Origin of the sequence: Bradyrhizobium sp. WYCCWR 12699 (assembly GCF_032144035.1) — a bacterium.
In the GTDB taxonomy this organism is placed as follows: Bacteria; Pseudomonadota; Alphaproteobacteria; order Rhizobiales; family Xanthobacteraceae; genus Bradyrhizobium.
In genome coordinates, this window is the sequence record NZ_JAVTJN010000034.1 from 82,389 (window position 1) to 99,291 (window position 16,903).

A 16,903-nucleotide genomic window follows, 5' to 3' on the forward strand; every position below is an offset into this window, starting at 1 on the left:
CGAAGGTGGCGGATTACGCTGTCGCTAATCCGCCCTACGCTCCGAAATTACTCGGGCTGGCCGATGCTGACCTTCAGCGTGCCGACGCCGTCGACGCCGCATTCGAGCTTGTCGCCGGGCTGGAGCTGGGACACGCCGGCCGGGGTGCCGGTCATGATGATGTCGCCGGCGGCGAGCTTCACCTGCTGCGAGAGCTGCCAGATGATCTCTGGCACGTTCCAGATCAGCTCGGTGAGGTCGCCCTTCTGGGCTTCCTTGCCGTTGACCGTGAGCCAGATCTTGCCCTTGGCGGGATGGCCGATCTTGGAGGCCGGCTGGATCGCGGAGCACGGGGCGGAGCCGTCGAAAGACTTGCCGATCTCCCAGGGGCGCTCCTTCTTGCGCGAGGCGATCTGGAGGTCGCGGCGGGTGAGGTCGATGCCGACCGCGTAGCCGTAGACGTGATCGAGCGCCTTGTCGGCTGGGATGTTGAGGCCGCCGCTCTTCATCGCGACGATCAGCTCGACCTCGTGATGCAGATCCTTGGTCAGCGGCGGATAGGGAATCGTGGCGCCGTCGGGCACCAGCATGTCGGCATGCTTGGCGAAGAAGAACGGCGGGGCGCGCTCGTCATTGCCCATCTCGCGGATGTGCTCGAGATAGTTGCGGCCGACGCACCAGATGCGGCGCACCGGATAACGGCCGCTTTCCCCGACGACGGGAAGCGAAGCCTGGGGCGGAAGCGGGATGACGTAGGAGGCGGCGTTCATGAAGCGGGTCTCGCTGCTCTTGAGGTGGAACGAACTCTATGCGGTTGCGCTGATCGGCGCCAGGGCGCTGGAATCGTGGTGTTGCAGGCGGAAGAACGAGGCATAGCGGCCGCCGCGGCGGAGCAGCTCGTCATGCCGGCCCTGCTCGACGATCTCGCCGCCCTCGACCACCAGGATCCTGTCTGCGTGCATGATGGTGTGCAGGCGGTGCGCGATTACGATGGTGGTGCGGTTCTGGCAGAGATGCTCGATCGCCTCCTGCACCTGCCGCTCGGACTCCGAATCGAGCGCGGCGGTGGCTTCGTCCAGGAGGATGATCGGCGCGTTCTTGATCAGTGCACGCGCAACCGCAATGCGCTGGCGCTGCCCGCCCGACAGTTGCGTGCCGTGCTCGCCGACCGGTGTGTCGTAGCCGAGCGGGAAGCCCATGATGAAATCGTGCGCGCAGGCCGCCTTCGCCGCCTCGATGATCTCGTCCTCGCTCGCGCCCGGCTTGCCGAAGGCGATGTTGTTGCGGATGGTGTCGCGGAACAGATAGACGTCCTGGCCGACATAAGCGGTCTGCGACCGCAGCGACTTACGCGAGACCGCGCCGATCGATTGGCCGTCGATCACGATATCGCCCTGCGTCACCTCGTGGAAACGCAAGAGCAATGCCAGCACGGTCGACTTGCCGCCGCCAGACGGCCCGACCAGCGCCGTGACCTTGCCGGGCTCGGCCACGAAGCTCATGCGGTTGAGCACGGTCTCGCCGCTGCGATAGGCGAAGCTGACGTCGCGCAGCTCGATCCGCGCCTCGGTGAGCTTCAGCGGCGGCTTGTCGTCGTCGGAATGCTCGCTCGCCGGGCTGTCGACGATCTCGAGCAGCATGCGCGCGCCGACGAGCTGGCTGTTCAAATCGATGTTGAGCCGCGCCAGCCGCTTGGCCGGCTCGGTCGCCATCAGGAAGGCGGTCATGAAGGAGAAGAACGCGCCGGGCGTGGCGTTGAGCGCGACCACGCTGTAGCCGCCATACATCAGGCAGCCCGCGACCGCGAAGCCGCCGAGCATCTCCATCAACGGATTGGAGCGGTTGGCGACGCGCGCCATCTTGTTGGCATTGCGCTCGACGATCGCGATGTTCTCGTCGATGCGCTTCTGCATGGTGTCTTCGAGCGTGAACGCCTTCACGGTGCGGATGCCCTGCAGCGACTCCTGCATCGTCTCCATGATGTCGGCGGTGCCGGTGAACTGGTTGAAGGCGAGGCCCTTGATGCGCTTGACGAGCTTGCGCAGCACCAGCATCGCCGGCGGCACCACGACAAGACCGATGAACGACATGACGGGGTCCTGCCACACCATCACGCCGATCATGGCGAGCAGCATCAACAGGTCGCGCCCAATGGCGTTGACCAGCATGTTGAGCACGTCGGTGATCGACTTGGCGCCGGCGGTCAGCCGCGCCAGGAATTCGGAGGAATGGCGCTCGGAGAAGAAGCCGACGCTCTCGCGCATCAGTTTTGCGAACAGCTGGCGCTGGTTGGTGGCGAGGATGGCGTTCGAGATCTTGGTCAGGATCACCATGTGGCCGTAGGTCGCCACGCCCTTGATGAAGAGCAGCAGCACCGTGATCCCGGAGAACATCGCGATGCCCGGGATGTTCTTGTCGACATAGGCCTGGTTGATGACCTGGCCGAGCACGTAGGTCGCGCCCGCAGTCGCGCCCGCGGCCGCCGCCATCAGCGCGAAGGCAACGAGGTAGCGCCGCCAGTAGACGATCCCCTGTTCCGTGACCAGGCGGCGCACGAGGGCCATCGCCGCATAGGGATCGTCGGTGATTTTCTTTGGAAACTGGGCCATCCGGTGTCCATTGACGGCGCAGGACAAAGCCTGCCCGCGCGTCAGGGATCGATGGGCCTCTGTGCCCGCTCAAGCGGGGTTTTTCAAGCCCAATTAAGGGCTTGCGCTGGGGATGATTCTAGGCCGAGGCGGCGTGGCGAAGCTCGCCATGGCGCTCGTGGAACAGCTTGTCCTCCCACGCCAGAGCATGGGCGGCAATGGTCTCGAGGTCCTCGTATTGCGGCTTCCAGTCCAGGAGGCCACGGATGCGGCTGGTATCGGCGACCATGGTCATGATGTCGCCGGGGCGGCGCGGCGCGTATTGCACGGCGAAGCTGCGGCCCGATACCCGGCGCACGGCGTCGATGGTCTCCAGCACCGAATAGCCGCGGCCATAGCCGCAATTCAGCGTCGTCGAGGCGCCGCCATTGCGCAAATACGCAAGGGCCGAGCGATGCGCCTGCGAGAGATCCGTGACGTGGATGAAGTCGCGGATGCAGCTGCCGTCGGACGTCGGATAGTCGGTGCCGAACACGTCGATCTTGGCGCGCTGGCCGGTGGCGGCTTCCACCGCGATCTTGAGCAGATGCGTCGCGCCGACGGTGGCCAGCCCGATGCGGGCGTGCGGATCGGCGCCGGCGACGTTGAAATAGCGCAAGGTCACGTACTGCATGCCGTAGGCGGCGGCGACGTCGTGCAGCATGATCTCGGTCATCAGCTTCGACGAGCCGTACGGCGACAGCGGCCGCGTCGGCGCGTGCTCGGGCACCGGGACCTGGTCCGGATTGCCATAGACGGCGGCGGTCGAGGAGAAGATGAAGCGATTGATGCCGCGCTTGACCGCGACGTTGAGCAGGTTGCGCGCGGTCATAAAGTTGTTGCGGTAATAGCCGAGCGGGTCGCGCATCGAATCCGGCACGACGACGGAGCCGGCGAAATGGATGATGCTTTCGATGTTGTGCTGGGCGATCACGCCTTCGAGCAGGTTCTCGTCGCCTGCATCGCCAATGAACAGCGGCACGCCCTCAGGCAGGTACGCGGAAAATCCGGTCGAGAGATCGTCGATCACGACGACGTCTTCGCCGGCTTCCGCCAGCGCGAGGACCGTGTGACTTCCGATGTAGCCGGCGCCGCCGGTGACTAGCACAGTCATGATCTCACCCGTCTTCGATCAACGCCGCAAGCTAACGTCTGCGTGGTGAAGAGGGGGTATCGGGGCGGCCGAACTGGTCACTATGCTTAATGTTGCGTATAGGGGGCCTGTCAAACGGAGCGTGACGTGGCGAATTCCCCCGGCGATCTCGAAGTGATCGTGCCAAATCTGCACAGGCGCTATTCCGGGGTCACCGCGACCAACCGGATGGTGGCGCCGCGGCTGGCGAAATTGTATCGCGCCGCCTGGTTCGGCTCCGACGCGCCGGCGGGCATCGCGCGCCTCGGCGTTGCCGATTTTCTCAAGCTATGGCGCCGCAAGCAGCCATTGATCTGGCACGCACGGCGCAACAACGAGATGATCGCGGGCGTCGTGCTGCGCGCGCTCGGCTGGCCGCTGAAGCTCGTGTTCACCTCGGCGGCGCAGCGGCATCATAGCTGGATCACGCGCTGGCTGATCCGGCGCATGGACGCGATCATCGCGACGTCGGATCGCTCGGCTTCGTTCCTGAAGGTGAAGGCGACGGTGATCCCGCACGGCGTCGACACCGACGTCTACGCGCCGCCGGTCGATCGCGCGGCGGCCTTCGCGGAAGCCGCGCTGCCGGGCCGCTACGCCGTCGGCTGCTTCGGCCGCGTGCGTGCGCAGAAGGGCACCGATCTGTTCGTCGATGCGATGTGCCGCCTGTTGCCGCGCCATCCGGATTTCACCGCTGTCATCGTCGGTCAGGTCACTGCCGAGCAGACGCCCTTTGCCAACGATCTGAAAAAGCGGATCGAGGCCGCCGGCCTGCAATCGCGCATCGTCATCACCGGCGAGCTGCCGATCGAAGATGTGCAGCGCTGGTATCAGCGGCTGACGATCTACGCCTTCACCTCGCGCAACGAAGGTTTTGGCCTGACACTGATCGAGGCGATGGCGGCCGGCAGCGCGCTCGTCGCCGCGCGCGCCGGCGCGGCCGAGCTCGTGGTCGAGGATGGTGTCACCGGCGTGCTGGTTCCGACCGGCGATGCCGATGCATTGGCGGCGGCATTGGAGCCGCTGATGCGCGACGTTGCTGCGGCCACAGTGATGGGCGAGCGGGGGCGGGCGCGGGTGCTCGCAAAGTTCAGTCTCGATGCGGAAGCGGCTCGGATCGGGGAGGTCTATCGGCCGCTGCTCTGACCTGCCGCCCTCATCCGCAAACTAAAACTGTGAAAACAACCCCATGCACAGTAGGCGGCCATAAGGAAATCAATGGGTTGGCAACAGCACCTGGGGATTTATGTCGTTGGCGCCAGAGTTTTGTTCCCGTTTTGGGAATTTTGCGTTGATCCCGAATGGGGAACATGCTATGGCTATGAACGTAATAGCTCGAAGGGCGCTCAAGGTCTTTTGTGAGCGATACCCCCAAGCGGAAAAACCCTTGGGCACCTGGTACGAAATCGTTTCGAGGGGTGACTGGAGCGGCCCCGCAGACCTGAAGAGAGCGTTTGGAGACAACATCGACTTTGTTGGCGACAACAGAGCCGTCTTCGACATTGGCGGCAACAATTATCGCCTTGTGGTTCACTTCTCCTACAAGTTCAAAACAGCTCTCATCAAGTTTGTCGGCACGCATGCAGAGTACGACGGAATAGACGCGGAGACCGTGTGATGATGGACGTAAGGCCGCTTCGCAACGAACAGGATTACGATTGGGCTATCGGTGAAGTATCCCGCTATTTCGAGGCCGAGCCCGCTCCCGGCACGCCTGACGGTGATCGCTTCGAAGTTTTATCCTCACTCATCAAGGCGTACGAGGATAATCAATTCGCGACCACCCGGGGCGATCCCATCGACGTTCTCCATTTCGCAATTGAATCCATGGGGCGCTCGCAGACAGAATTGGCGGCTCTGATCGGACGCAATCGGGCGTCCGAAGTCTTGAATCGCATCCGTCCACTGACGCTGGATATGATCCGGACCATCAGCAAGGAATGGAGCATTCCCATTGGCGCTTTGACGGCTCAATATGAGCTGTCGCGTGCACATGCTTGATCGTGCTGGCGATGCGGATCGCGTTCGCCAGCGACGCTCAGTTCTCCGCCTTCGCCCCCGCCTCAGCCAGCACCCGCTGCGCAATCGCCACCACCTCGCTCGCTGCGATATTCCGCATGCATCTGTGGTCGTTCATCTTGCAGATCGTGCTCTGGCAGGGCTGGCAGGACAGCGCTTCCTTGTCCTGCACCACGGTCGCGGCGAGGCCGTTGAGGGGGGCCCAGAGATAGGGGCTGGTCGGGCCGAAGATGCCCATAGTGGGCGTGCCGAGCGCGGCCGCGATGTGCATCAGGCCGGAATCGTTGGAGATGGCGACGCCGGCGGCCGCCATGGCCAGCACGCCGTTGCGCAGGTCGTTGCCGGTGAGGTCCCGCACGCCCGCGCCGCCGGCCGCGACAATCTCCTGGGCGAGGGCCTTTTCCCCGGGGCCGCCGACCACCCAGACCTCCAGCCCGCGCTCGACCAGGAGCCGGGCGGCTTCCGGATAGTAGGTCCAGCGTTTTGAGGCCCCTACCGAGCCCGGGGCGAGCGCCACCGCGGCGCCCGTGCTGAGACCGTTGGCCTGCCGCCAGCGGACGATCTCCTCGGGGGAGACCCGCAATTGAGGTACCGGCCATTCCGGGGGCAGGGGGGCCCCGTCGGGCTGGGCCAGGGCGGCGTTCTTGTCGATGAAACGGGGCAGTTTCTTTTCGCCCCAGCGCCAGCGGTTGAGCAGGCCAAACCGGAACTCGCCGACGAAGCCGACCCGTTCAGGAATACCGGCCAGGGCAGGCGCGATGGCAGCCTTCCAGGTGCGCGGCAGCACTAGGGCGGTACCGTAGTTCCGCTCGCGCAGGAGCTTGGCCAAAGCCAGCTGCCGGCCCATGGCGAGGCGGCCGCGCGGCAGGTCCCAGACGATCCCCTCGCGCACGCCAGGCATGTAATCGACCAAGGGGGCGCACAGCGACGTGGTGAGGAGATCGACCGGCCGGTTCGGCCAGCGCTGCTTCAGGACCCGTACGACTGTGTGATTCCGGACGAAATCGCCGATCCACATATAGGGAATGATCAGAATCGGGCGGGTGCCGCTCCGGTCCGCATCTCCACTAAGTTGTGAATTTTGATTCATTCGTTAAATGAGGCCGCAATGATTTTGGCGGTTCGGTAGCCGCTCCCGACCGGCACGTAAAGCGGGCAAACCGCTCAATCCCAAAAGCGCTTACACTTTGGCGGCTCATGCGCTACGGCAGGACTGGGCCGCAAATAATCGGGCAGGGATTTCGGAATGTTGCTGGTGACCGGCGGGGCCGGTTTTATCGGGTCGAATGTCGTGGCCGCGCTCAATGATTCGGGCCGTAGCGACGTCGTGGTTTGCGATCTGCTGGGCGGCGATGGCAAGTGGCGGAACCTCGCCAAGCGCCAGCTTGTGGATATCGTCCCGCCGGCCGAGCTGATGGACTGGCTGAAGGGTCGCAAGCTCGATGCCGTGATCCATCTCGGGGCGATTTCCGCGACCACCGCGACCGACGGCGACCTCGTGTTCGAGACCAATTTCCGCTTGTCGATGCGCCTCCTCGACTGGTGCGCAGCGAACGCGGTGCCGTTCATCTACGCCTCTTCGGCGGCGACCTATGGCGACGGCGAGACGGGTTTTGACGACGACGCCTCGATCCCCGCATTGAAGAAGCTTCGGCCGATGAATCTCTACGGCTGGAGCAAGCACATGTTCGATCTTGCGGTCGCCGCACGCGGTGCGAACAGCGATCCGCTGCCGCCGCAATGTGTCGGCCTGAAATTCTTCAACGTGTTCGGCCCCAACGAATACCACAAGGGCTCGATGATGAGCGTGCTGGCGCGCCGCTTCGACGACGTCAAGGCCGGCCGCGTCGTGCAATTGTTCAAATCGCATCGCGAGGGCATCGCCGACGGCGATCAGCGCCGCGATTTCATCTATGTCGATGACGTCGTGCGCGTCGTGATGTGGCTGCTCGCGACGCCGTCGGTGTCCGGACTCTTCAACGTCGGAACCGGCAAGGCGCGCAGCTTCAGGGACCTGATGCTGGCTGCCTATGCGGCGCTCGGCACCAAGTCCAACATCGAATATATCGACATGCCCGAGCAGATCCGCGGGGCCTATCAGTATTTTACCCAGAGTGAGGTCGATCGGCTCCACCGCGCCGGCTATAACGGCGGCTTCACGACGCTCGAGGACGCGGTGAAGGCCTATGTCGGGGATTACCTCGACCGGCCGGACCGCTTCCGCTGAGGCCCAACGCCATGCCGACGCCCATTCTCGATTTCGACGCCCTCGCGCAAGCCATCTCAGGCCGCACGGTGCTGTGCATCGGCGACATCATGCTGGACGAGTTCGTCTATGGCGAGGTCTCGCGGATTTCGCCGGAAGCACCGACGCCTGTCATCACGGCCCAGCGCAGCGAGATCCATATCGGCGGCGCCGGCAACGTCGCGCGCAACGTCGCTTCTCTCGGCGCGCACTGCATTTTCGTCGGCCTCGTCGGCGAGGACGATGCCGGTGCACGGCTCAAGACGGCGCTGGACGAGCTCGCTGCAATCGAAAGCGTGCTGGTGTGCGATCCCTCGCGCCCGACCACGCGAAAAGTCCGCTTCGTCTCCGAGCATTTTTCCACGCACATGCTGCGTGCGGATTGGGAACAGGCGGCGCCTGTATCCGATGAGATCGAGACGAAGCTGATCGAGGCGATCCTGCCGGGAATCGCGCGCGCCGACCTCGTGCTGCTGTCGGACTACGCCAAGGGCGTGCTGACGGCGCGCGTCATCCGCCACACCATCGACGCCGCGCGAAAGCTCGGCAAGCCCGTGATCGTCGATCCCAAGAGCCTGAACTGGGCGATCTATCGCGGCGCCACGCTGCTCACGCCCAACCGCAAGGAATTTTCGGAGGCGACCCGCAGCCGCGCCGATACCCCGCAAAGCATCGTCGATGCCAGCGAGGACGTGATGCGGCTAGCCGATTGCGAGGCGATCCTGGTCACCCAGGGCGAGCACGGCATGACGCTGGTGCCGCGGAGCGGCGAGGCCGTTCACGTCCCGGCATTCCCGGTCAAGGTGCGCGACGTCTCCGGTGCCGGTGACACCGTCGCCGCCGCGCTCGCGGTGTCGCTTGCGGCCGGCGCGGACTGGGACACGGCGTTGCGCATCGCCAACGCCGCGGCCGCGGTCGCCGTCGGCAAGCAGGGCACTGCCAGCGTGAGTGCGGCCGAGCTGCGCCGAAAGATCCTGCCGCATGCCAGCCTCGCGGCCGAGGAAAAGATCGTGCTCGAGCTTGATACGCTCGACGCCCAGCTCGCCGAATGGAAGAGGCAGGGCCAGCGCGTCGGCTTCACCAATGGCTGTTTCGACATCCTGCATCCCGGCCACGTCAAAGTGCTGACCGCGGCGCGCGCCGCCTGCGATCGCCTGATCGTGGGCCTCAACAGCGACGCCTCGGTGCGGCGGCTCAAGGGCGCCGAGCGGCCGGTCCAGGACGAGCGCGCGCGTGCCGAGGTGCTCGCGGCGTTGGAGGCCGTCGATCTCATCGTCGTCTTCGAAGAGGACACCCCGATCGACCTGATCAAGCGCATCAAGCCCGGCGTGCTGGTGAAGGGCGGCGACTACACCCGCGAACAGGTGGTCGGCCACGAGGTCGTCGAGGAAGCGGGCGGGGTGGTCGTGCTGGTCGACATCCTCCAGGGCTTCAGCACGACGGCGCTGGTCCACCGCGCCCGGGGAGGGGGCAAGTGACGGTGCTCGCACGCGAGACGACCGGCGAAATGCTGCTTCGCCGTCTGCGCAGCCCGGCCGCCTGGCGCGAGACCGTCGATATATTCGCGGTCCTGACCGCAGCCTCGCTGCCCTGGTCGACCTCGCTTGCGGGGATCTTCAACGCGCTGATGCTGGTCTGCATGGTGCCGTTCCTCGACGTCCGCGCGTTCCTGCAATCCTTGAAGCGTCCGATCTGCGCGGCCCCGATCGCGCTGGTGTTGCTCGCGCTGGTAGGGGCACTCTGGTCGGACGCGACCTGGGGCGCGCGCTTCTATGCCGTCAATCCGACCATCAAGCTGCTCGTGCTGCCGGTCCTGCTCTATCATTTCGAGCGGTCGCCGCGCGCCCACTGGATCTTCATCGCCTTCCTGGTGTCCTGCGCCTTGTTGTCGGTGATGTCCTGGCTGGTCGCCTTCTACCCGGACCTCGCGCTCAAGACCGATCCCCCCGAACGGGGCATCTTCGTCAAGAACTACATCGACCAGAGCCAGGAATTCGCGCTTTGCGCCGTCGCGCTGGCCTATCCGGTCGTGATGCTGTTGCGTGAAAGGCGCTACCTGCTCGCGGGACTATTGACCGCGTTGGCGCTGAGCTTCTTCGTCAACATGGTTTTCGTCGTCGTGTCGCGCACCGCGCTCGTCACCGTTCCGATCATGTTCGGCGTGTTCGCGCTGCTCCACCTCAAATGGCGCAGCATCGTCGTCATCTCCGCGGTCCTGCTCGCCGGCGCCGCCATCGCCTGGCAGACCTCGCCGCAATTGCGCAGGACCGCTGACACCTTTGCCAGCGACTATACGCGCTATGTCGAGAAGGGCGAGGCCACCTCGGCGGGCCTGCGGCTCGAATTCTGGCGGAAATCGCTCGGCTTCTTTGCGGAGGCGCCGATCGCAGGGCACGGCACGGGCTCGACGCGCGGCCTGTTCGAAAGGGCCGCGGCGCCGGCCGGCCAGAACAAAGCCTCGGCCGAGGTGATCGGCAATCCGCATAACCAGACGCTCAACGTTGCCGTGCAATGGGGCGTGATCGGCGTCGCCGTTCTCTATGCGATCTGGATCCTGCACCTGCTGTTGTTTCGCGGCGACGGACTTGCCAACTGGATCGGGCTCCTGGTCGTGGTGCAGAACGTCTTCACCTCGCTGTTCAACTCCCATCTGTTCGACTTCCACGAGGGCTGGATGTACGTCATCGGCGTCGGCGTTGCCGGCGGCATGGTGATCCGGGCCGAACGGGGCGAGGCGAAGATGGGGGAAGCGGTTCCTGACCGGCCGCGCGGCTGGCAAGTCTGATCCAGATAGGCTATCAGCGCGGGCAGGTTGCATCTAACTGGGTTTTCATCGGTCGGCGGATGACGCGTCTTTCGCATCTCACTTTGCGCAATTTCCTGATCGCGCTCCACGATTTGCTGGCGACCACGGCAGCGCTCTTCGCCGCCTTTTACGTGCGATTCGAAGGGGGCGACGGCTTCTTCGACCGTTTGCCGCTGCTGTTCCAGATCCTGCCCTATTTTCTGGCCTTCAGCGTGGTCGTGTTCTTCGTCTTGAACCTGACCACGACGAAATGGCGCTTCATCTCGCTGCCGGACGCGCTGAACATCATCCGCGCTGCGACCGTGCTGACGGTTGGCCTGCTCGTCCTCGACTACATCTTCGTTGCTCCCAACGTTCGCGGCGCCTTCTTCCTCGGCAAAGTGACGATCGTCCTCTACTGGTTCCTGGAGATCTCCTTCCTCAGCGCGCTGCGCATGGCCTATCGCTATTTCCGCTATACGCGTGTGCGGCGTCATGCGCGGACCGATGAGGCCGCGCCGACGCTGCTGATCGGCCGCGCCGCGGATACGGAGGTGCTGCTGCGCGGTATCGAGAGCGGGGCCATCAAGCGCATCTGGCCGGTCGGCGTCTTGTCGCCGTCGCTTTCGGACCGAGGCCAGTTCATCCGCAACCTGCCGGTGCTGGGCGGCATCGACGATATCGAGGACGTCATTGCGGACTTCGCCAAGCGCAACAAGCCGATCGCGCGCCTTGTGATGACGCCGTCGGCGTTCGAGCCGGAGGCGCATCCGGAATCGATCCTGATGCGGGCGCGCAAGCTGGGTGTGATCGTCAACCGGATGCCTTCGCTCGAGAGCGGCGACACGCCGAGGCTCACGGCTGTCGCGGTCGAGGATCTCCTGCTGCGGCCGAGCGAGACGATCGACTATGCCCGCCTGGAGGCCCTGATCAACGGCAAGGCGGTGATCGTCACCGGCGGCGGCGGCTCGATCGGTTCGGAGATCTGCGAGCGCGTCGTCGCCTTCGGCGCCGCGCGGCTCCTGATCGTCGAGAACTCGGAGCCGGCGCTCTATGCGATCACGGAAGCGCTCGCCGCCCGGGGTGCGGTTGCCGAGATCGAGGGGCGGATCGCCGACATTCGGGATCGCGATCGCATCATGCGCCTGATGGCGGAGTTCAAGCCCGATATCGTGTTCCACGCCGCCGCGCTCAAGCATGTGCCGATCCTCGAGCGCGACTGGAGCGAGGGCGTCAAGACCAACATCTTCGGCTCGATCAATGTCGCCGATGCCGCGCACAGCGCCGGCGCCGAAGCCATGGTGATGATCTCGACCGACAAGGCGATCGAGCCGGTGTCGATGCTCGGCCTGACCAAGCGTTTCGCCGAGATGTACTGCCAGGCGCTCGATCACGACATCGCAGCGGCCAGCGGCGGTGCCAGGCCACCGATGCGATTGATCTCGGTCCGGTTCGGCAACGTGCTGGCGTCGAACGGCTCGGTGGTGCCGAAGTTCAAGGCCCAGATCGAGGCCGGTGGCCCCGTGACGGTGACGCATCCCGACATGGTCCGCTACTTCATGACCATCCGCGAGGCCTGCGATCTCGTCATCACCGCGGCCACGCACGCGCTCGGCACGCAGCGTCCCGACGTTGCGGTCTATGTGCTCAACATGGGTCAGCCGGTGAAGATCGTCGATCTCGCCGAGCGCATGATCCGTCTCTCGGGCCTGCAGCCCGGCTATGACATCGAGATCGTGTTCACGGGCATGCGACCGGGCGAACGGCTGCACGAGATCCTGTTCGCCTCCGAGGAGCCGACCCGCGAGATCGGCGTTGCCGGCATCATGGCCGCCCAGCCGAACGAGCCGCCGATGCAGACGCTGCGCAAATGGATCACCGCGCTGGAGCAGGCCGTCGCGCGCGAGGACCGTGCCACCATCAGGACCATCCTGAAAGATGCGGTGCCGGAATTCGGGTCGACCGCGGCCTGACCATGCAGCCTTCCGGCAAGATCGTGGTCGCGAGCCAGCATTATCCGCCGGATACCAGCACGACGGCGGCGATCATGGCCGAGATCGCCTGCCGTCTCGCCGCCGAGCACGAGGTCCTCGTGCTCTCGGGCTGGCCGGGCGCGTTGCCGGCCTCGCAAACCGGTCCCGGCATGCCGCGCGTCGTCGCCATCAAGAACCGCTTGGCCGGCAAGGCGGCGCTGGTGCGGCGCGCGATGTCCGAGCTCATGTTCGCGGCGCGCACGTTCTTCGCATTGACGCGGCAGCTGAGGCGAGGGGACGTCGTGCTCACGGTCACCGCGCCGTTCATGCTGCCCTACGCGGTGGCGGCGGCGGCCAGGCTCAAGGGCGCGCGCTCGGCGCTGATCATGCATGACCTCTTTCCCGACGTGCTGGTGATGGCGGGCCTGCTGAAGCCCGGCTCGTTCGTGACGCGGATGATGCGGGCCGCCAACGGCCTGATGTTCCGCGCGCTCAATGCGGTGATCACCATCGGTCGCGATGCGGAGCGGCCGCTCCTCAGCTATTCCGGAATGACGCGGAATAAGATCCGCTTCATCCCGAACTGGGCGACGCTGGCGCCCGGTGCCCGTCCGATCACACCGGAAAATCCGTTCCGCAAGACGCTGTCGGCGGGCTTCGTTGTCGGCCTGTCGGGCAATCTCGGCTTCACTCATGATCCCGAGATCGTATTCGAGGCGGCGCGCCTCTTGAAGGATCAGCCGGAGATCCATTTTCTGCTCTCGGGCTGGGGCATCGGCTTCGACCGGTTGAAGCAGTTGCAGGCCGAGACGAAGCTCGCCAATGTCACCTTCGTGGCGCGGGTCGAGGATGCCGAGCTCGAGGCGTTCCTGGCGGCGGCCAATCTCTGGATCATTCCGTACCGGAAGGACGTTGCGGGGGTGTCGGTGCCGAGCCGGTTCTACAATCTGCTGGCGGTTGGCCGTCCCGTGGCGCTGGTCTCCGAGCCGGAGGCCGAGGCCGCGCTGACGGTGGTGGAGAACGGACTCGGCTGGGTGGTGAAGCCCGGCCGCGCCGATCTTTTGGCGGACGCGATCCGTATGGCGTCCCGCTCCGACGCCGACGCCATGGCGGGACGCGCGGTGAAGGCGGCCGCACAGTTCGACCGGACCGTCGCGATGAACGCTTATGCCGGCCTGATCGGCGAATTGTTGCGCAACCCTGTTCTGGCGGAGCAAGGATGAGCGAGCGGAAACCAGTGGTGCTTGTGACGGGGGCGAACGGTTTCGTCGGCCGTCATGTCGTGCCCGCGCTCACGCGCGCGGGATGGTCGGTTCGCCGCGCGGTGCGCAGCCCCGAGGGGACCGGCGATGAGGTCGTGATCGAAACGATCGGCCCGGAGACCGATTGGACGGGCGCGCTCGACGGTGTCGATGCCGTCGTGCATCTTGCCGCGCGCGTGCATCACAAGCACGAGGAGCACGCGGTCCAGCTCTACCGCAACGTCAACATCGCCGGCACGTTGCATCTGGCGCGTTCTGCGGCGACGGCGGGCGTGCGCCAGTTCATTTTCGTCAGCACCGTTCTGGTGCACGGCCGTAGCAACGAGGGCCGCGCGCCGTTCAGCGAGAGCGACATCCTGACGCCGCGCGGTCTCTACGGCATGTCCAAGGCCGCGGCCGAGGAGGGCTTGAGGACATTGGCGCGCGACAGCGATATGAAGATCTCGGTGATCCGGCCACCGCTGGTCTATGGCGCGGGCGCCAAGGGCAATTTCGCGCTGCTGACGCGCGCGGTCGATCTCGGACTGCCGCTGCCCTTTGGCGCGATCCGCAATCACCGCGCCTTCCTTGCCGTGCAGAACCTGTCGTCGTTCATCCTGCGCCGGCTCACTCATCCCGATCCCGCCGGCAATTTCGATATCTTCCTCGTGGCCGACAGGGAGCAGGTCTCGACGCCCGAATTCATCACGCGTCTGGCCGATGCGTCCGGCAAGAGGCTGCGGCTGTTCGGCGTGCCGACGAGCCTGCTCACCGCGCTGCTCAACGTAACGGGCCGGCAAGACGCGCATGATAGCCTGATCGGCTCGCTCGAGCTCAACATCTCCAAGGCGATCGCGACCGGTTGGCAGCCGGAGGTCTCACTCGACGAGGGGTTGCGGCTGGCGCTGTCGGCTCAGGACGACTGAGCGCGGGAAAAGCGCCGCAGCACGACAGCGACGGCGGCCGCGCCTGCGAGCAAGGACACAATCGTGATCGTCGTCGAGCCGGCGCGAACGGTGACGATGCCAAGCAACGCCAGCACGAGATTGAGCGCGAACACCTCGCCGATCACCCGCGGGACCGTGAAGCCGTTGTCGGTCGCACGTTGATAGAAATGGCTGCGGTGCGCCGACCAGAACGGCTCGCGCCTGACGATGCGCCGAAACAGCGTGATGGTGGCATCGGCAAGGTAATAGGCCGGCAGCAGCAGCGCCGCGGCGGGTTGCCCGTGCCAGGCGAGCTCCAGCAGGCACCAGCCGAGCAGAAGTCCGATCGGCAGGCTGCCGACATCGCCGAGGAAAACTTTTGCGGCCGGGCGGTTGAACGGCGCAAAGCCGAGCATGGCCCCGCACAGGGCCGTGGCGAGCAGTCCGGCAGCCGGCGAGAGGTCGCCAAACCATCCGAGCAGTCCGAGCGCGGCGGTGACCGGCACCACCTCCGCCACCGTCATCAGGTCGAGGCCGTCCATGAAGTTGACGAGGTTCACGAACCAGATTCCGGCGAGCAGGATGAGGCCGCGCTCCAGCGCGAACGGCAGCGCCGGCACGATGCGCGCCGTCTCTGGCGCCGTGAAGACGATCGCGGCCACGGCTGCGGCCTGCAACACGAGGCGGACCAGGACGGGGAGGGGCCTGATGTCGTCGACGAGCCCGACCATTGCGATCAGGATTGCGGAGCCGATCACAGCCAGCGGAATTGCGCCGTAAGCAAAAGAGGCGGCGACCAGCAGCGTTGCCGCGATCACCGCGATGCCCGCGCCTTGCGGCGTTGGAATCTTGTGGGACGAGCGTGCGTTGGGACGCGCCAGCGCGTAACGTTGCAGCAGCGGCATGCTCTGCCAGGTGATGCAGGCGGAGATCAGTGCAGCCAGCACGACGGGCGCAAGCGCGAACAGCAGCAGTCCGGCCGCAAGGTCCGGGCCCGAGGCAAGCGTCGTCACTCCGGCACCCCGATCGGAGTGGCCCCCTGCGCGGCCTTTTCCGCGCTGAGGATCCAGACCAGGCCGCCGAACGCGCCGACGATGAAGAACACGGCGCCGTACAGCAGCGAGACGTTGACGCCCTCATTGGCGGCGAGTCCCGCGAAGCCGAATGCCAGGCCCATCGTGGCCTCGCGCACGCCCCAGCCGGCGATCGAGATCGGCATCATCGTGATCAGCATCACCGGCGGCACGAGCATGAAGACGTCGCTGAAGCGAACCGGGGCCGCGATCGACTGCACCACGCACCAGGCGATGACGACGGCGAGGACGTGAACGAGGATCGACAGGATCGCGATGATCGGCCCGCGGCTGCGGCTGAAGATCACGCGGTTTGCAATCACCGCGCAGGCGTGAAGATGGTGCGTGGCCCACCAGGTCTTCAGCCAGCGCCATTTCAGCGCACCGAAGATCAGGAAGCCGACGCCGCCGGCGAGCGCCAGCAGATCGACGAGCAACAGTGCCGAGCGTCCGTGCGGATCGGTGATGAGGGTGTAGCTCCAGGGCAGGCTCGCGACGATGAGGACCGCGAGCGCGATCAGGCCGATCGCGCGGTCGACGAAGATCGAGTAGGTGGCTGCACGCCAGCCGGCCCCGGCGCGTGCCACGAGCCACAGCCGGACCGCGTCGCCGCCGATCGCCGACGGCAGGGTCTGGTTGAAGAACGAGCCGATCACGTTGTAGCGCATGGCGCGGCCGAGCTCGAGCGGCGCGCCGCAGACCGCGCTGATCTCGCGCCAGCGCAGTACGCCGACGAAGATCTGAAGGAACGTGACCGCGATCGCCACGCCGATCCAGAACAGACTGCTCACGGTGAAGCGCGAAAACAGTTCGGACAGATCGACCTTGCGCAGCGCCAGATAGAGCAGCGCCGCGGAAATCAGGATTTTGGCCGCAGAAAGCAGGATTCGGCGCATCTCGCCC

Annotated in this window: 15 protein-coding genes; 9 read left to right on the plus strand and 6 right to left on the minus strand. The window is 65.5% G+C overall.

All coding sequences use genetic code 11. The features are described from left to right. Nucleotides 1-47: 47 nt before the first annotated feature. From RPS27_RS23920 to galE, 3 genes are all read right to left on the minus strand, one after another. On the minus strand, nucleotides 48-749 hold the full coding sequence (locus tag RPS27_RS23920; RefSeq protein WP_028137558.1) for a fumarylacetoacetate hydrolase family protein: 702 nt from the start codon (nucleotides 747-749) through the stop codon (nucleotides 48-50). Nucleotides 750-785: 36 nt separating this feature from the next. Continuing rightward, nucleotides 786-2,588, minus strand: coding sequence for an ABC transporter ATP-binding protein (locus RPS27_RS23925; protein WP_313754639.1), 1,803 nt, complete (start codon nucleotides 2,586-2,588; stop codon nucleotides 786-788). 118 nt (nucleotides 2,589-2,706) lie between these two features. Continuing rightward, nucleotides 2,707-3,720, minus strand: a complete 1,014-nt coding sequence (gene galE / locus RPS27_RS23930; RefSeq protein ID WP_313754640.1) for a UDP-glucose 4-epimerase GalE — start codon at nucleotides 3,718-3,720, stop codon at nucleotides 2,707-2,709. 126 nt (nucleotides 3,721-3,846) lie between these two features. On the opposite strand from galE, the gene RPS27_RS23935 reads away from it, so the two are divergent. The 3 genes from RPS27_RS23935 (at nucleotide 3,847) to RPS27_RS23945 (ending at nucleotide 5,739) form a co-directional block, all read left to right on the plus strand. Beyond that, nucleotides 3,847-4,884 carry a glycosyltransferase family 4 protein gene (locus tag RPS27_RS23935; protein WP_313754641.1) on the plus strand — a complete coding sequence of 346 codons (1,038 nt, stop codon included), beginning with the start codon at nucleotides 3,847-3,849 and terminating at the stop codon, nucleotides 4,882-4,884. A gap of 175 nt (nucleotides 4,885-5,059) precedes the next feature. Further along, entirely contained in the window at nucleotides 5,060-5,356 is a 297-nt protein-coding gene (locus tag RPS27_RS23940) for a type II toxin-antitoxin system HigB family toxin (RefSeq protein ID WP_313754687.1), read from the plus strand. Beyond that, on the plus strand, nucleotides 5,356-5,739 hold the full coding sequence (locus RPS27_RS23945; RefSeq protein ID WP_313754642.1) for an XRE family transcriptional regulator: 384 nt from the start codon (nucleotides 5,356-5,358) through the stop codon (nucleotides 5,737-5,739). Before RPS27_RS23940 ends, RPS27_RS23945 begins: the two co-directional genes overlap by 1 nt. Nucleotides 5,740-5,776: 37 nt before the next feature. On the opposite strand, the gene waaF is transcribed toward RPS27_RS23945, so the two are convergent. Continuing rightward, nucleotides 5,777-6,847, minus strand: a complete 1,071-nt coding sequence (gene waaF / locus RPS27_RS23950; RefSeq protein ID WP_313754643.1) for a lipopolysaccharide heptosyltransferase II — start codon at nucleotides 6,845-6,847, stop codon at nucleotides 5,777-5,779. Nucleotides 6,848-7,003: 156 nt separating this feature from the next. Between waaF and rfaD the strand changes: the two genes are divergently transcribed. Genes rfaD through RPS27_RS23980 form a run of 6 tightly spaced genes read left to right on the plus strand, consistent with a single transcriptional unit; the run spans nucleotide 7,004 to nucleotide 14,927 of the window. Then, entirely contained in the window at nucleotides 7,004-7,984 is a 981-nt protein-coding gene (gene rfaD / locus RPS27_RS23955; RefSeq protein WP_313754644.1) for an ADP-glyceromanno-heptose 6-epimerase, read from the plus strand. A gap of 11 nt (nucleotides 7,985-7,995) precedes the next feature. Then, on the plus strand, nucleotides 7,996-9,480 hold the full coding sequence (gene rfaE1 / locus RPS27_RS23960; protein WP_313754645.1) for a D-glycero-beta-D-manno-heptose-7-phosphate kinase: 1,485 nt from the start codon (nucleotides 7,996-7,998) through the stop codon (nucleotides 9,478-9,480). Continuing rightward, nucleotides 9,477-10,787, plus strand: coding sequence for an O-antigen ligase family protein (locus RPS27_RS23965; RefSeq protein WP_313754646.1), 1,311 nt, complete (start codon nucleotides 9,477-9,479; stop codon nucleotides 10,785-10,787). Before rfaE1 ends, RPS27_RS23965 begins: the two co-directional genes overlap by 4 nt. Before the next feature lie 59 nt (nucleotides 10,788-10,846). Beyond that, nucleotides 10,847-12,760, plus strand: coding sequence for a nucleoside-diphosphate sugar epimerase/dehydratase (locus tag RPS27_RS23970; RefSeq protein ID WP_313754647.1), 1,914 nt, complete (start codon nucleotides 10,847-10,849; stop codon nucleotides 12,758-12,760). Between the two features lie 2 nt (nucleotides 12,761-12,762). Then, nucleotides 12,763-13,983: a glycosyltransferase family 4 protein gene (locus RPS27_RS23975; protein ID WP_313754648.1), complete on the plus strand. Its 1,221-nt coding sequence runs from the start codon at nucleotides 12,763-12,765 to the stop codon at nucleotides 13,981-13,983. Beyond that, nucleotides 13,980-14,927 (plus strand): NAD-dependent epimerase/dehydratase family protein, encoded by a 948-nt coding sequence (locus tag RPS27_RS23980; RefSeq protein WP_211419794.1) that lies wholly within the window; start codon nucleotides 13,980-13,982, stop codon nucleotides 14,925-14,927. Before RPS27_RS23975 ends, RPS27_RS23980 begins: the two co-directional genes overlap by 4 nt. On the opposite strand, the gene RPS27_RS23985 is transcribed toward RPS27_RS23980, so the two are convergent. Both RPS27_RS23985 and RPS27_RS23990 read right to left on the minus strand, forming a co-directional pair. Further along, nucleotides 14,915-15,901 (minus strand): MraY family glycosyltransferase, encoded by a 987-nt coding sequence (locus tag RPS27_RS23985; RefSeq protein WP_409517568.1) that lies wholly within the window; start codon nucleotides 15,899-15,901, stop codon nucleotides 14,915-14,917. The two genes, RPS27_RS23980 and RPS27_RS23985, sit on opposite strands and share 13 nt — an antisense overlap. A gap of 35 nt (nucleotides 15,902-15,936) precedes the next feature. Then, nucleotides 15,937-16,896 carry a lysylphosphatidylglycerol synthase transmembrane domain-containing protein gene (locus RPS27_RS23990; RefSeq protein WP_194403319.1) on the minus strand — a complete coding sequence of 320 codons (960 nt, stop codon included), beginning with the start codon at nucleotides 16,894-16,896 and terminating at the stop codon, nucleotides 15,937-15,939. Nucleotides 16,897-16,903: the final 7 nt, after the last annotated feature.

Bases quoted from the DNA above. Each gene is read 5' to 3' on its own strand.
- RPS27_RS23920 (WP_028137558.1), bottom strand. From the start codon at position 749: ATGAACGCCGCCTCCTACGTCATCCCGCTTCCGCCCCAGGCTTCGCTT.
- RPS27_RS23925 (WP_313754639.1), bottom strand. From the start codon at position 2,588: ATGGCCCAGTTTCCAAAGAAAATCACCGACGATCCCTATGCGGCGATG.
- galE (WP_313754640.1), bottom strand. From the start codon at position 3,720: ATGACTGTGCTAGTCACCGGCGGCGCCGGCTACATCGGAAGTCACACG.
- RPS27_RS23940 (WP_313754687.1), top strand. From the start codon at position 5,060: ATGAACGTAATAGCTCGAAGGGCGCTCAAGGTCTTTTGTGAGCGATAC.
- RPS27_RS23945 (WP_313754642.1), top strand. From the start codon at position 5,356: ATGATGGACGTAAGGCCGCTTCGCAACGAACAGGATTACGATTGGGCT.
- waaF (WP_313754643.1), bottom strand. From the start codon at position 6,847: ATGAATCAAAATTCACAACTTAGTGGAGATGCGGACCGGAGCGGCACC.
- rfaD (WP_313754644.1), top strand. From the start codon at position 7,004: ATGTTGCTGGTGACCGGCGGGGCCGGTTTTATCGGGTCGAATGTCGTG.
- rfaE1 (WP_313754645.1), top strand. From the start codon at position 7,996: ATGCCGACGCCCATTCTCGATTTCGACGCCCTCGCGCAAGCCATCTCA.
- RPS27_RS23970 (WP_313754647.1), top strand. From the start codon at position 10,847: ATGACGCGTCTTTCGCATCTCACTTTGCGCAATTTCCTGATCGCGCTC.
- RPS27_RS23975 (WP_313754648.1), top strand. From the start codon at position 12,763: ATGCAGCCTTCCGGCAAGATCGTGGTCGCGAGCCAGCATTATCCGCCG.
- RPS27_RS23980 (WP_211419794.1), top strand. From the start codon at position 13,980: ATGAGCGAGCGGAAACCAGTGGTGCTTGTGACGGGGGCGAACGGTTTC.
- RPS27_RS23990 (WP_194403319.1), bottom strand. From the start codon at position 16,896: ATGCGCCGAATCCTGCTTTCTGCGGCCAAAATCCTGATTTCCGCGGCG.